This window comes from Variovorax sp. EBFNA2, assembly GCF_033802765.1.
Classification (GTDB): domain Bacteria; phylum Pseudomonadota; class Gammaproteobacteria; order Burkholderiales; family Burkholderiaceae_C; genus Variovorax; species Variovorax paradoxus_H.
Map to the genome: position 1 here is coordinate 411,956 of NZ_CP138496.1, position 13,115 is coordinate 425,070.

Sequence of the window (13,115 nt, forward strand, 5' to 3'; positions counted from 1 at the left end):
ATCAACGACTGCGCTGCCCAAGCTCACGTCGATGGGGTGCCTTGCGCAGCGAAATCAAGGAGGAGGGCGAAGCCGGGGGGACATTCGCGGAGCAAGGTGCCCCGTCGGCGGGAGCGTCGCCCTGGACAGCGTATGCGTCATCCCAGCCGATGCATCGCATCACGCAACGCCGGGTACAGCGACGTGTAGATCTCGAAGCGTTCCTGGTACACCGCCTGCGCCGCAGGCTCGGGCCGCGCGCGTTCCACGAGCGTGACCCAGCCTCGCTCAGCGGTGGCCGCATCGACGAGCCCGGCACCGAGCGCCGCGAGCATCGCCGCACCGAGGGCGGCCTCGACCTCTTGCTCGATCGTGAACACGCGGTAGCCGGTGACGTCCGCCACGATCTGCATCCACAGGTCCGAATGCGCGGCGCCGCCGACGACGATGAGGCGGTCGTCCAGCGGTTGGCCGCTGCGCCGGCCGGCTTCGATGTTGTGCTGCAGCGCAAAGCTCACGCCTTCGAGCACGGCGCGGTACAGGTGCGCGCGGCTGTGGGCGAGCGAGAGGCCGATGAAGGCGCCCTTGGCCTGCGCGTCCCAGATCGGACTGCGCTCGCCCATGAGGTAGGGCAGGAAGACGAGGCCGTCGGCGCCGGGCGGCACGTCGACCGCGCGGCGTTCGATGAGGGCGTGCGCGTCTTCACCGGTGCGTGCGGCTTCGGCCATCTCTGTCTGGCAGAAGGCCTCGCGAAACCAGGTGACGGCCGCGCCGGCCGTGATCGCGCCGCCGAACACGTAGCTGCGGTCGGCGCCGCGGTAGACATGCGGCATGGTGATGAGCTGGTGGCGCGCGTCCACCGTCGGGCTCACGAAGCCCCAGCACATGCTGGTGCCGATCATCGCGACATGGTCGCCGCTGCCGGTGACGCCCGCGCAGAAGGTGGCCACCGCCGCATCGACGCCGCCGGCCATCAGCGGCATGCCTTCGCGCAGGCCCAACTGCGCGGCCCACTCTGCAGTCAATGTGCCCACGACCTCGCTCGATTCGACGAGCCGCGGCGGCATCATGCGCGCCGGGATGCCGAGCATGTCGAGCGCTTGCGTCGACCAGCGCCGCCGCGCCGCGTCGTACACGCCGCCGATGTTGCCGGCCGAGCTGTGATCGACCGCGAGCGCGCCGGTCAGCCGCCAGTTGACGTAGCTGTTGGGCGGCAGGAAGTGGTGCGTCTTCGCCCACACCTCGGGCCGGTGCTCGCGCAGCCACAGCATCTTGGTGAAGCCGTAGTAGCTGTCGACGCCATTGCCCGTGATGGCCTGCAGCCGCGCCACGTCGACCGTCGCGTTCACCGCATCGACCTCGGCGGTGGCGCGACGGTCCATCCAGATCAGGCAGGGGTGCAGAGGCTGCATGGCGTCGTCGACCGGGATGCCCGCGCCGCCGTAGAGGCTGCTCACGCACATCGCGGCGATGTCTGCGGCTGCGACGCCGCTTTGCGTCACGCAGGCGCGCACGCTCTCGCACACGGCGTCGAACCAGACCTCGCAGTCCTGCTGCGCCCACAGCGGCTTCGGCGTTTCGGGCTGGTAGGCCACGCTGGCCTGCGCGTGAACCTTGCCGTCGATGCCGACCAACAGGCACTTGGTGCTCTGCGTCCCGATGTCGACGCCGATGACGTATTTCATGACGCGGCGCCGAGGGCGCGGGGCTCGGGTTTGAGCAGCACCTTGATCGAATCGAGCGAGTTGGCGAGTGCGAAGGCGCGCTCCCACTCGGTCAGCGGGAAGTCGTGCGTCACGATGCCCTTCGATGTGACGAGGCCGCGCGCCAGCAGGTCGATGGCGATCGGATAGCAGTAGGGCCCCAGGTGCGCACCGCGCACGTCGAGCTCCTTGCGGTCGCCGATGATCGACCAGTCGGCGCTGGTCTCCGAACCGAACACGCTGAACTCGACGAAGCGGCCGAGCCGGCGGATCATCTCCAGGCCCTGCGTCACGCCGATGGGCGCGCCGGTGGTTTCGATGTACACGTCGCAGCCGTAGCCTTCGGTCAGGCCCTTGACGATGGCGTCGGCGTTCTCGGTCTTCGGGTTGATGACGACATCGGCGCCGTACTGCTTCGCGAGTGCCAGGCGCTCGGGCACAAGGTCGATCACGATCAGCTTCTTCGGTGTCTTGAGTGCCGCCACCTGCGTCATCATCAATCCGAGCGGGCCGGCGCCGGCAATCACCACCACGTCGTCGAGCTGGATTTCGCCGCGGTTCACGGTGTGGATCGCGCACGACAGCGGTTCGATGATGGCCGCGTCTTCGAGCGTGATGCCGTCGGGGATCTTGTGCACGCGCGATGTGGATGGCAGCCGCATGTAGTCGGCCATGCCGCCATCGGCCACGACGCGCTGGAAGCCGAAGATGTTGTGCACTTCGCACATCCAGTATTTGCCGGTGCTGCAGAAGCGGCACTTGCCGCAGGGCACGATCTGCTCGGCGATCACGCGGTCGCCCTTCTCCACGCCGAAGTGCTCGGCCGCGCCTTCGCCGAGTGCTTCGACATAGCCGAAGAACTCATGGCCCGGAATGACCGGCGGCTTGACCCACGAAGGCTGGCCGTCGCCGCCCCAGAACATCTTCGCGCCCGAGTGGCACTTGCAGTCGGAGGCGCAGATGCCGCAGGCCGCGATGGAAATGAGCAGTTCGTTCGGGCCGATCGCGGGCATCGCGACGGTTTCGAGCCGGTAGTCCTTGGGGCCGTGGCAGACGACGGCTTGCATGGCGGCGAGGCCCGATGTGCCTGGCTGGAGCTTTTGATAAGACATGGGTTCCTTGTGTTCAGAGAGGTCGTTGGGGTTGGGTTTCGGTTTTTCTCCCTCCCCCTCTGGGGGAGGGCCGGGGTGGGGGCAAGCGGCGTCACCACTGGGCACGCTCTGCCTGCCCCCATCCCAGCCTTCCCCCGGGAGGGGAAGGAGCAAGACAGGAAGGCGTCAGCGTTTGGCTTCCCGGCTGATGAAGATGGCGAGCAGGACGATGCCGCCCTTGATGATCAGTTGCAGGTACGGCGACACGCCGATCATGTTGAGACCGTTGTTCAGCACCGCCAGCAACAGCGCACCGACCAGCGTGCCGACGATGGCGCCGCGGCCACCGGCGATGGACGTGCCGCCCATCACCACTGCCGCGATGGCGTCGAGCTCGAAGCCCACGCCCACGCCGGGCTGGCCGCTGGTGACGCGCGCGGCCTGCACGATGCCCGCGACAGCAGCCGTGAGGCCGCTGAGCACATACACCAGCAGCTTGTAGCGCGACACGCGCACGCCCGAGAGCCGCGTGGCTTCCTCGTTGCCGCCGATGGCATACACATAGCGGCCGAAGGGCGCCATGTTGAGCAGAACGTAGGCCACGAGGTAGGTCGCCAGCATGATGAGGATCGGCACCTTCAGGCCCGCGAGCGTGCCGCTGCCGAGGAAGGCGAACGACTCGGGCAGCCCGTCGATCGGGTAGCCGCCGGTGTAGATCAACGCGATGCCGCGCGCGATGCCCATGGTGGCGAGCGTCACGATGATCGGCGGCATGCGCAGATAGGCCACGCAGTAGCCGTTGAACAGGCCGATCACCGCGCCCACGCCGAGCCCGAGCGGCACGGCGAGCACCGGCGGCAGTCCGAAGTGCACCATCAGTCCCGAGGCCAGCGTGCCCGACAACGCCACCACCGCGCCCACCGACAGGTCGATGCCGCCCGTGAGGATCGCGGCCGTCATGCCCACCGCGATGATCGCGTTGATCGACGACTGCAGCGCGATGTTCTGCAGGTTGCTCGCCGAAAGAAAGTTGTCGGTCGCCACGATCATGAAGACCGAGATGGCGATGAGCCCGACCAGCGGCAGGAAGGCCGTGGAGCGGCGCAGCTGCGTGAAGAACCCGCCCGCAGGTGCCGGCGGTGTGGGATGGGTGGCGGTGGCAGTCATGAGGGGCTCCCGGAGGAAGAGGGAAGAGCGGGAACGGAGGGAAGGGCGGGGGAGGAAGACGTCGCGTGGCGCATGATTTCGCCCGCGTTGATCGCGTCGCCCGTGAGCGTGGCCACGATGGCGCCGCCCGAGAACACCGCCACGCGGTCGCACAGGCCGACGATCTCGGGCAGCTCGCTCGAGATCATCAAAATGGATTTGCCCTGGCGCGTGAGTTCGCGCATCAGCTGGTAGATCTCGGCCTTGGCGCCCACGTCGATTCCGCGCGTGGGCTCGTCGAAGATCAGCACGTCGCAGTCGTGGCCGAGCCAGCGCGCGATCACCACCTTCTGCTGGTTGCCGCCCGACAGCGTGGCCACGCGGGTGTCGATGCCCGGCGCCTTCACGCCCACGCGGCGCGAGAGCGCGTCGGCCGAGCGTTTCTCCGATGCCGTGTCGACCACGCCCGCGCGGCGGTGCCGCCCGAGGTTGTTCAGCGAGATGTTGAAGCGGATCGTGAAGTCGGTGATCAGCCCTTCGACCTTGCGGCTTTCGGGCAGCAGGCCGATGCCGTGCGCGAGCGCCTGGGTCGGGTCGTTCAGGCGCACGGGCTGGCCGTTGCGCAGCACTGTCTTGCGGTGCGTGCGGTCGGCGCCCATCATGCCCAGCGCGAGTTCGGTGCGCCCCGAACCCACCAGCCCCGCGAAGCCGAGGATCTCGCCTGCGTGCAGGTCGAAGCGGTTCACCGGGCCGTCTTTCACGAGCTGGATCTCGGGCACCTCGAGCACCTTGCGTGCGTGCGGCGAAGGCTGCGGCTTGGGTGGAAAGCTCTGTTCGATGCGCCGGCCCACCATCATCTCGACCAGCGCGTCGACGGTCGTGGCGGCCATGTCGGCATGTCCGGCGTTGGCACCGTCGCGCAGCACGCTGATGCGATCGCATACCTCGAAGATCTCGTCGAGGTGGTGCGAGATGAAGATCATTGCCACGCCCTTGGCGCGCAGCGCGCGCATGACCTTGAACAGGTGCTCCGCCTCGTTGGGCGTGAGCGTGGCGGTGGGTTCGTCGAGCACCAGCAGCCGCGCGTGGAGCGACAGCGCCTTGCCGATCTCGACGAACTGCTGCTGCGCCACCGAGAGCTGGCAGATGGGCACATCGAGGTCGACCTGCACGCCCAGCTCGTCGAACAGCGCGCGGGCCTCGCGCGTCATGGCGGCCTTGTCCATCAGGCCGAGGCGGTTCGTGCGGTAGCGGCCGAGAAAGATGTTCTCCACCGCGTTCAGGTACGGCACCAGGCTGAACTCCTGGAAGATGATGCCGATGCCGGCCGCGATGGCGTCGCCGTAGCCCGCGAACCGGCACTCGGTGCCGTCGATGACGATGCGGCCCTCGTCGGCCTGGTGGATGCCGCCGAGGATCTTCATCAGCGTCGACTTGCCCGCGCCGTTCTCGCCGAGCAGCGCGTGCACCTCGCCCTGGCGCACCGAGAGGTCGATGTTCGACAGGGCCTTCACGCCCGGGAAGCGCTTGGACACGCCCTCGAGCCGCAGCATCTCCCGGGGTGGTTCGTTCGTGGTGGTCACGGGCGGCGCGTCCGGCGGCTTACCAGCTGAAGGTCTTGGCGCCTTCGGCGTCGATGAGCTTCACATCGACCGGCACGGCAGCGGGCACGTTGGCGCCCCACTTCTTCGCCAGCGCGATGCCGATGGCCAGGCGGATCTGGTCGCGCGGGTACTGTGCGGTGGTCGCGATGAACTTCGAGCCCGCCTTCTGCATCGCCTTGATGGCTTCGGGCGCGCCGTCCACGCTGGTGAGCTTCACGTCCTTGCCGCTGGCCTCGATGGCGGCGAGTGCGCCCATCGAGCCGCCGTCGTTCACGCTGAACACGCCCTTGAGGTTCTTGTTGGCCTGCAGGATGTTCTCGGTGACGGTGAGCGCGGTGGCGCGCTCCTGCTTGCCGTTCTGCGTGCTCACGACCTTGATGCCGGGGTACTTGGCCAGCGCCTCGCGGCAGCCCTTCACGCGCTCCAAAATCGGCACGACCGGAATGCCGTCGAGGATGGCCACGTCGCCTTTTTCGCCGATGCTCTTCGCGAGGTACTCGCAGGCCAGGCGGCCCGCGTCGAGGTTCTTGGAACCCACGAACGAATCGACCGGGCCCTGCGCGTTCGCATCGACCGCCACCACGATCACGCCGGCCTTCTTGGCCGAGCGCACCGCCGACTGCACGCCGGCCGAGTCGGTCGGGTTCAGCAGCAGGATGTCGATCTTCTTCTGGATCATGTCTTCCACGTCACCGATCTGCTTGGCCACGTCGTGGCGCGCATCGGTGGTGACCACGGTGGCGCCGATGCTGGCGGCGGCTTCTTCCAGTGCCTGCTTCATCGTCACGAAGTAGGGGTTGTTCAGTTCCTGGAAGGTCATGCCGATGCGCAGCGGCTGCTTGGGCGCCTGCGCCAGTGCGGCGGTGGTGCCGCAGGCGAGGGCGGCGACGAGGGCGGTGGCTTTGAGAAGGCTCTTCATGGGTTTGTCTCCTTGAGGTGGTTGTGTGACGGTCTGCAAAAACGCGGGCAAAGGGGCGCCCTGCGCGGCGCGGAAGGCGCCGCGCCAGGAACGACGCGGGGAACACGGGGCGGGTGCGCGCTACGGCGGGCTGTTGGCGGCGCGCGATGCAGCGAGCTGCATGCGATGGAAGTGGCGGAACTTGGTCGGCGGCATGCGCTTGTGCAGCAGGAACTGCCGGTTGAAGTTCGACACGTTGTTGAAGCCCACGTCCATGCAGACGTCGAGCACGGGCTTGTCGCTGTTGGCCAGCAGCTCGCAGGCGCGGCCGATGCGCAGCCGGTTCACGTAGCGCACGAACGACTGCCCGGTGTGCTTGCGGAACGAGCGCGAGAACGCGCTCGGGCTCTGGCCCACCAGCTCGGCCAGCATCGGCTCGCGCAGCTCGTCGCCGAGGTTGGCGGCAATGTGCGCCAGCACGTTGTTGATCGCGTGCGACATGAAGGCCTTGGGGTCGGGCGTGAATGCCGGGCTGGCCAGCCGCTGGCGGTCGTCGCTGGCCACCAGCAGCTCGAACAGCGACAGCAGCAGCACCACGCGGCGCATGCCGCTGGCTTCGAGCAGCGACTCCATGAGCGGCTTGGCGGCGGCGGCGGTCTTGGCAGAAAAGAGCAGGCCGGAGGCCGATTCGGCCAGCAGCGGCTCGATGTGCCGGAACTCGGGAAAGGTGCCTGCCACGTTGCGCACCAGCGCGGCCGGGAACTGGATCACGATGCCGCGGCGCTCCACGCTCTGGCCGGCGGGCACGTCGCTGATCCAGTTGTGCGGCAGGTCGGGGCCCATCAGCACGAGGTTGCCCGGCTCGAAGTGACCGACATGGTCACCCACGAAATACACGCCCTGGGTCTCGACGATCAGCTGGATTTCGTACTCGGGGTGGAAGTGCCAGCGCACCGTGCGATACGGATAGCCGTGCGCCCATGCGGTGAACGATTCGTCCCCGTGGACTTCGACGATTTCCAGATCGGGTTGCATGGCCGGGTTGTCTCTGTGTAGGTGTGGCTCGGTGGGAGTGAGGCGGACTGTACGAATCGCTCAGGACGCCAACAACCAGCGTTGGTGCTCGCAATTGATACTTTTTTGAGCTTCAGTCCTGCCCGATGACAAGGGGCGGGATGCCTCATTGCACTGCAGCAAACCCCTTTCTCCTCGGGGGAAAGCGCGTGGCTGAGCGCAATTGCTGCAGTGCAGAAAGGTAGGGCCGGGTCGTGTCAAGATTTCATAGGTGTTTTCCCGGCCCGACCCGACCTCCGGGGCGGCACGGCACACTCGGAAGCCATGACGCAAAGCTCTCTTTCCCCTCCGGCCGCGGGTCCGCTGGCCGGCCTCAAGGTCGTCGAACTCGGGCAACTGATCGCCGGCCCGTTCGCGGCGCGCACGCTGGCCGACTTCGGCGCCGATGTGGTCAAGATCGAACCGCCCGGCGCGGGCGACCCGCTGCGCACCTGGCGGCTGCTGAAGGACGGCACCTCCGTCTGGTGGCAGGTGCAGTCGCGCAACAAGCGCTCGCTGGCGCTGGACCTGCGCGAGCCCGAGGCGCAGGCCATCGTGCGCCAGCTCGCGGCCGAGGCCGACGTGCTGGTCGAGAACTTCCGACCCGGCGCGATGGAAGGCTGGGGCCTCGGCCCCGACGACCTGCTGGCCGCCAACCCCGCGCTCGTGATGCTGCGCATCAGCGGCTACGGCCAGACTGGCCCCTACCGCGACCGCCCCGGCTTCGGCGTGGTGGCCGAGGCCATGGGCGGGTTGCGCCACCTCACGGGCGAGCCGGGCCGCGTGCCGGTGCGCGTGGGCGTGTCGATCGGCGACACGTTGGCCTCGTTGCATGGCGTGATCGGCGTGCTGATGGCCATGCAGCACCGCCATGCCACCGTCAGCGCCGAGTTGCCAAAAGGCCGGGGCCAGGTGGTCGACGTCGCGCTGTACGAGGCGGTCTTCAACTGCATGGAAAGCCTGCTGCCCGAGTACGGCGCCTTCGGTGCGGTGCGCGAGGCGGCCGGCAGCGCGCTGCCGGGCATTGCGCCCACCAACGCCTACCGCTGCGCGGACGGCGGCTACGCCATCGTCGCGGGCAACGGCGACAGCATCTTCAAGCGGCTCATGGCCTGCATCGGCCGGCCCGACCTCGCGGCCGACCCGGCGCTGGCGGGCAACACGGGGCGCGTGGCGCAGGTCGACCTGCTCGATGCCGCCATCGGCGACTGGGCCGCGCAGCGCACGGTGACCGAGGTGCTGGCCGCGCTCGATGCGGCGCACGTGCCGGCCGGGCGCATCTACACCATCGCCGACATCGCAGCCGACCCGCACTACGCTGCGCGCGGCATGCTGCAGGAGGTGACAATGCCCGACGGCAGCGCGCTCGCGGTGCCCGGCTTCGTGCCCAAGCTGTCGCTCACGCCGGCCGGCCACCGGCGCAACGCGCCGGCGCTGGGGGCGGACACGGAGGCGGTGCTGAAAGAGATCGGCCTGAGCGCCGGGCAGATCGCCGCGCTGCAGGAGCGCGGGATCGTCGGCTAGCCGGTCAGGCCCGGAGGGATTCGATCAGGTCGATGTACTTCTGCTTCGCCTCGTCGGCGGTGGCGCCCTTCTGGGCGGTCCACGCGTCCCACTTGGCGCGCGCGACGATGTCGCTGAAGCTGGGCTTCTTGGCGGCGTTGTCGCCTTCGGTCGCCTGCTTGAACAGGCCGTAGATCTTCAGCAGCGTCGGGTTGTCGGGGCGCTCGGCCAGCAGCTTGGAGTTGGCCTGGGCGGCTTCGAATTGGGCGTTGAGATCGGACATGGCGGTCGGGAAGAAGGTCAGAAAACGCGCATCTTAAATGGATTGGTACCAAGTGGTACCAATTGCAGGCGTTTGGGCCTTTCAGTCCGTCAGCCCCGCCCGCGCCAGCTCCACATCCAGCCGCTCCCGCGCATCTGCCGGCGTCAGCGCCGCGGCCTTTTCATACAGTCCGTTCGCCTCGCCCGTGCGCGACTCGCCGTGCAGCATCAGCAGCGCACGCGCGTACTCCATCATCCCGGCCGCCGAATTCGGGTGCAGCGCCAGCCCGCGCTCGAACAGCTCGATCGAGGTTTCGGCGCGCACGCCATACGTCATGCGCCCGACCAGCGCGCCGACCTTGTCGATCACCTCGGCGTGGAAGGCGGCCAGCGCGAGGTGCGCGTCGCCGTGCTCGGGCTGCAGTTCGATCACGTGCTCCAGCGCGCCCTTGAGCTTGGTGCCCAGTCCCTGCGCCAGGGCGCGTGCCACGCTGATGCCCTGGCTGTAGCGGCCCAGCGCGTAGGCCTGCCAGTAGAGCGCCTGGCAGTTGTCGGGCTCGGCCGCGACCTGCGCGCCGGCGCGTTCGATGACCTGGCGGAACAGCGCGAGTCGCACGGCCTCGCGCGGCTCCAGGTAGTTGGCATAGATCGCGGTCGCCTGGTTGGCGAGCGCCAGGCCGTCGGGGCCGTGCCGCAGGCCGAGGGCGGCGGCGCGTTCGAACTCACCGCTGTGGTACAGCGCCCAACCTTCGGCCAGCGGCGCGTCGGCCGCGGGCGGCGGCAGTGCGTGGCCGGCGTGCAGGCGCGGCCAGTGCGCGAGCAGGCTGCGCGCGTCGTAGCGGGGCACATCGGGGTAGGGAAGGGGCGTCCAGGGTTCGGTGCCGGCGGCGGCCGTGGCCGCGGCAGGACCGGCGGACAGCAGCGAGAGCGGTTTGAAATCGGAGTGGGGCATGGATGTTCTAGGCCGCCATATCGACCGTCGGTGGCACGTGGCTGGGGGGGCTGCTGGCGGCGTTCTCGCCGTTGTAGGCGTTGCTCAGCGCCAGCAGGTGGCGGCGCTGGTCGCGTGCGAGGTAGGGCGCGAGCAGGTGCAGCGTGTGGTGGCCGCCGCGCATCAGCGCGCCCTGCGCGTGTGCAGGCTCCAGCGCCTGGCGCGGGTTGCGCACGTACTCGTAGCTGAGCCAATAGGTGAGCACGACGACCATGCTCTGGGCCAGCGTGTCGACCTCGTGCGCGTCGATGTCCAGGTGGCCGGCGCGGCTCAGGCCGGCGATCAGCTGGCGGATGGCGCGCGCCTTGTTCTTGAGCACGAGCTGGAACTGGGTCTCCAGGTGCCGGTTCTTGCTCAGCAGGTCGTTGAGGTCGCGGTACAGAAAACGGTAACGCCAGATCAGCTCGAACAGGCTGTGCATGAAGAACCAGGCGTCCTCCACATCGTGCACGCCCTCGCTGGCGTGCAGCAGCTCGTTGAGCTCGGCTTCGTAGCCTTCGTAGAGCTTGTTGATCAGCTCTTCCTTGGCGGGGTAGTGGTAGTAGAGATTGCCGGGGCTGATGTTCAGTTCGCCGGCCACCAGCGTGGTCGACACGTTCGGTTCCCCGAAGCGGTTGAACAAATCCAATGCGGCTTCGAGGATGCGTTGCGCAGTGCGGCGTGGCGCCTTCTTTGCCATGTCGGTGCCCCCGTGGTTTCTCTTGGTCTTGGGGGCACTCTAGCGCATGTGCGCTGCACCATGGACGGTGCGGGACATGTTTTGCGGCGCTTAATTTTTGTGCAGTGCCGCAATTACGGAACGATGTCAGCCGGCCTTGGTGCGGCGCAGGGTCTTCTTGGCGGCCGGGGCGGGCGCGGCCTTGCGCGAGGCGCGCACGGGCGAGGTCTTGGCGTCGCGCTGCTTGAGCTGGGCTTCGAGCGCCTCGATGCGGGCCTGCAGCGCGGCCACGTCGGCGGCCGAGGGCACGCCGAGTTTTTCGAGCGCGCGCGCCACGCGTTCTTCGAAGATGTTCTCGAGCTTGCCCCACTGGCCGGCGGCCTTGGTGCCGAACTCGCTGGCGAAGCCGGCCATGCGCTGCTGGGCCTGGGCCAGCGTTTCCTCGGCGGCTTGCTGGGTCTTCTTCTGCATGCCGGCGCCGTCCTTGACCAGCGCTTCGAAGGCCTTGCTGCCCTCTTGCTGCATCTTGGCGAAGGCGCCGAGGCCGGCGAGCCAGATCTGCTGGGCCGAGTCCTTGATGCGGTCGGTCTTGTCGTCGCTGCTGCTGCTGTCGTCTCTGGAGGTGGCCATGCGGTGTGTTCCTTGGGATGCAATCGAATCGCATGACTCTAGCCGCCCGCGCGCCCCGTGGTTAGGGCGCGCCGCCTATCCCTGCGCCAAGGATCAGGGCGTGCCGCCGGCGGCGCGGCTGGCATCGAGGTGCGACTTGGCGCGCTCGGCCAGCGCCATTTCGCCGGGCGTGCCGGGAATGAAGGGCTGCACCGGCAGCGGCCGGCCGTGCGAATCGACCGAGACGAAGACGATCAGGCATTCGGTGGTCTTTTCCATCACGCCGCCCTTCATGTCGCCGCTGCGCACCTCGACCGAGATGTTCATGCTGGTGGTGCCGGTGTAGGCCAGGCGAGCCTCGACCTCGACCAGGTCGCCGATCATGATCGGCCGGTGAAAGCGGATGCTGCCGATGAAGGCGGTGACGCAGTAGCGCTTGGCCCAGCTGGTGGCGCAGGCGTAGCCGGCCTCGTCGATCCACTTCATGACCGTGCCGCCGTGGACCTTGCCGCCGAAGTTGACGGTGCTGGGTTCGGCCAGAAACCGGAGGGTGATGGAAGACATGGGGGGCGCCTTTTCTCTGTGGGCAGTGGGTGGGGAGCCGCGATTATGCGAGCGCCCGGACGCCTCCAGACATCCGCCCGTCGCCTTGCCGCAGGCGCTCAGCTGCCGCTGAACAGCTGCGCCAGCGTGCGGCGCAGCCAGGCATTGCCCGGGTCGGCATGAAAGCGCTCGTGCCAGTGCTGCTTGACCGCGTAGGCCGGCAGCGTGAAAGGCGGCGCCAGCACCTTCACCGGCTCCTGCGTGGCCAGCACGTTGCCCAGGATGCGCGGCACCACCACGATCAGCTCGGTGTGGGCCACGATGCGCGCCACGCTCAGAAAGCTCGACAGCCGCACCACCACGTTGCGCTTCAGGCCCAGGCGCGCGATGGTGGTGTCGACGATGGCGTGCCCCGTGCCCGAGCTGGACACGACCGCGTGCGCTTCTTCCTCGAAGCGCTTGCGCGTGAGCTTGGCGCCGATGCGCGGATGGTTCTGCGCCGCCAGGCAGACGAAGTTCTGCATGAACAGCACCTGCTGGTAGAAGCCCGCGTCCAGCTGCGGCATGAAGCCCACGGCCAGGTCGACGTCGCCGTCCTGCAGCCGGCGGCCGCTGTGGGTGGAGATGATCTCGGTCTCGATGTGCACGCCCGGCGCCGCATGCCGCAGGTGGTCCAGCAGGCCGGGCAGCAGCACCACCTCGCTGATGTCGGTCATGCAGATGCGAAAGCGCCGCTGCGCGTGCGCCGGCTCGAAGCTGCTGCGGTTGCCCTGGGCCTGCGCGAGCTGCGCCAGCGCCTCGCGCAGGTTCGGGTAGATGCGCTCGGCGTGCGGCGTGGGCTGCATGCCCTGCGCGGTGCGGGTGAACAGGCGGTCGTCGAAGTGCGCGCGCAGCTTGTTCAGCGCCGTGCTGGCCGCTGCCTGCGCCATGCCCAGCCGCTCGGCGGCCTTGGTGACGTTGCCGGTCTTGTAGACCTCGTCGAACACGGCGAGCCATTCGAGATCGAGCTTGGACATGGGGTGAGGCTGGGCAGAGCCTTGAAGGCGAAAGACACCATTATCGAAATTTCGAATTCC

Annotated in this window: 13 protein-coding genes; 1 reads left to right on the top strand and 12 read right to left on the bottom strand. The window is 68.2% G+C overall.

Annotated features, from left to right (window positions below):
• Window positions 1-137: 137 nt before the first annotated feature.
• From RZE79_RS01910 to RZE79_RS01935, 6 genes are all read right to left on the bottom strand, one after another.
• Window positions 138-1,664: an FGGY-family carbohydrate kinase gene (locus RZE79_RS01910; protein ID WP_319358798.1), complete on the bottom strand. Its 1,527-nt coding sequence runs from the start codon at window positions 1,662-1,664 to the stop codon at window positions 138-140.
• Window positions 1,661-2,794, bottom strand: a complete 1,134-nt coding sequence (locus RZE79_RS01915) for an alcohol dehydrogenase catalytic domain-containing protein (protein WP_319358800.1) — start codon at window positions 2,792-2,794, stop codon at window positions 1,661-1,663. Before RZE79_RS01915 ends, RZE79_RS01910 begins: the two co-directional genes overlap by 4 nt.
• A gap of 165 nt (window positions 2,795-2,959) precedes the next feature.
• Window positions 2,960-3,940: an ABC transporter permease gene (locus RZE79_RS01920; RefSeq protein ID WP_319358801.1), complete on the bottom strand. Its 981-nt coding sequence runs from the start codon at window positions 3,938-3,940 to the stop codon at window positions 2,960-2,962.
• A complete protein-coding gene (locus RZE79_RS01925) occupies window positions 3,937-5,472 on the bottom strand; it encodes a sugar ABC transporter ATP-binding protein (RefSeq protein WP_319361064.1) in 1,536 nt (511 codons plus the stop codon). Before RZE79_RS01925 ends, RZE79_RS01920 begins: the two co-directional genes overlap by 4 nt.
• A 49-nt stretch (window positions 5,473-5,521) precedes the next feature.
• Window positions 5,522-6,442 (bottom strand): ABC transporter substrate-binding protein, encoded by a 921-nt coding sequence (locus tag RZE79_RS01930; protein WP_153281075.1) that lies wholly within the window; start codon window positions 6,440-6,442, stop codon window positions 5,522-5,524.
• Between the two features lie 120 nt (window positions 6,443-6,562).
• On the bottom strand, window positions 6,563-7,456 hold the full coding sequence (locus RZE79_RS01935; RefSeq protein WP_153281074.1) for an AraC family transcriptional regulator: 894 nt from the start codon (window positions 7,454-7,456) through the stop codon (window positions 6,563-6,565).
• 303 nt (window positions 7,457-7,759) lie between these two features.
• On the opposite strand from RZE79_RS01935, the gene RZE79_RS01940 reads away from it, so the two are divergent.
• Entirely contained in the window at window positions 7,760-8,998 is a 1,239-nt protein-coding gene (locus tag RZE79_RS01940) for a CaiB/BaiF CoA-transferase family protein (RefSeq protein ID WP_319358803.1), read from the top strand.
• A gap of 4 nt (window positions 8,999-9,002) precedes the next feature.
• On the opposite strand, the gene RZE79_RS01945 is transcribed toward RZE79_RS01940, so the two are convergent.
• The 6 genes from RZE79_RS01945 to RZE79_RS01970 form a co-directional block, all read right to left on the bottom strand.
• A complete protein-coding gene (locus RZE79_RS01945; RefSeq protein ID WP_319358805.1) occupies window positions 9,003-9,260 on the bottom strand; it encodes an acyl-CoA-binding protein in 258 nt (85 codons plus the stop codon).
• An 81-nt stretch (window positions 9,261-9,341) separates the two neighbouring features.
• On the bottom strand, window positions 9,342-10,190 hold the full coding sequence (locus RZE79_RS01950; RefSeq protein ID WP_319358807.1) for a hypothetical protein: 849 nt from the start codon (window positions 10,188-10,190) through the stop codon (window positions 9,342-9,344).
• Window positions 10,191-10,197: 7 nt separating this feature from the next.
• Window positions 10,198-10,908 carry a TetR/AcrR family transcriptional regulator gene (locus RZE79_RS01955; protein WP_319358809.1) on the bottom strand — a complete coding sequence of 237 codons (711 nt, stop codon included), beginning with the start codon at window positions 10,906-10,908 and terminating at the stop codon, window positions 10,198-10,200.
• Window positions 10,909-11,034: 126 nt separating this feature from the next.
• A complete protein-coding gene (locus RZE79_RS01960; protein WP_319358811.1) occupies window positions 11,035-11,517 on the bottom strand; it encodes a phasin family protein in 483 nt (160 codons plus the stop codon).
• 93 nt (window positions 11,518-11,610) lie between these two features.
• Window positions 11,611-12,060 carry an acyl-CoA thioesterase gene (locus tag RZE79_RS01965; RefSeq protein WP_099794665.1) on the bottom strand — a complete coding sequence of 150 codons (450 nt, stop codon included), beginning with the start codon at window positions 12,058-12,060 and terminating at the stop codon, window positions 11,611-11,613.
• Window positions 12,061-12,158: 98 nt separating this feature from the next.
• Window positions 12,159-13,055: a LysR family transcriptional regulator gene (locus tag RZE79_RS01970; protein WP_099794666.1), complete on the bottom strand. Its 897-nt coding sequence runs from the start codon at window positions 13,053-13,055 to the stop codon at window positions 12,159-12,161.
• Window positions 13,056-13,115: the final 60 nt, after the last annotated feature.

Coding starts and splice junctions, on each gene's coding strand:
- RZE79_RS01910 (WP_319358798.1), bottom strand. CDS start 1,664: ATGAAATACGTCATCGGCGTCGACATCGGGACGCAGAGCACCAAGTGC.
- RZE79_RS01915 (WP_319358800.1), bottom strand. CDS start 2,794: ATGTCTTATCAAAAGCTCCAGCCAGGCACATCGGGCCTCGCCGCCATG.
- RZE79_RS01920 (WP_319358801.1), bottom strand. CDS start 3,940: ATGACTGCCACCGCCACCCATCCCACACCGCCGGCACCTGCGGGCGGG.
- RZE79_RS01925 (WP_319361064.1), bottom strand. CDS start 5,472: ATGCTGCGGCTCGAGGGCGTGTCCAAGCGCTTCCCGGGCGTGAAGGCC.
- RZE79_RS01930 (WP_153281075.1), bottom strand. CDS start 6,442: ATGAAGAGCCTTCTCAAAGCCACCGCCCTCGTCGCCGCCCTCGCCTGC.
- RZE79_RS01935 (WP_153281074.1), bottom strand. CDS start 7,456: ATGCAACCCGATCTGGAAATCGTCGAAGTCCACGGGGACGAATCGTTC.
- RZE79_RS01940 (WP_319358803.1), top strand. CDS start 7,760: ATGACGCAAAGCTCTCTTTCCCCTCCGGCCGCGGGTCCGCTGGCCGGC.
- RZE79_RS01945 (WP_319358805.1), bottom strand. CDS start 9,260: ATGTCCGATCTCAACGCCCAATTCGAAGCCGCCCAGGCCAACTCCAAG.
- RZE79_RS01950 (WP_319358807.1), bottom strand. CDS start 10,190: ATGCCCCACTCCGATTTCAAACCGCTCTCGCTGCTGTCCGCCGGTCCT.
- RZE79_RS01955 (WP_319358809.1), bottom strand. CDS start 10,908: ATGGCAAAGAAGGCGCCACGCCGCACTGCGCAACGCATCCTCGAAGCC.
- RZE79_RS01960 (WP_319358811.1), bottom strand. CDS start 11,517: ATGGCCACCTCCAGAGACGACAGCAGCAGCAGCGACGACAAGACCGAC.
- RZE79_RS01965 (WP_099794665.1), bottom strand. CDS start 12,060: ATGTCTTCCATCACCCTCCGGTTTCTGGCCGAACCCAGCACCGTCAAC.
- RZE79_RS01970 (WP_099794666.1), bottom strand. CDS start 13,055: ATGTCCAAGCTCGATCTCGAATGGCTCGCCGTGTTCGACGAGGTCTAC.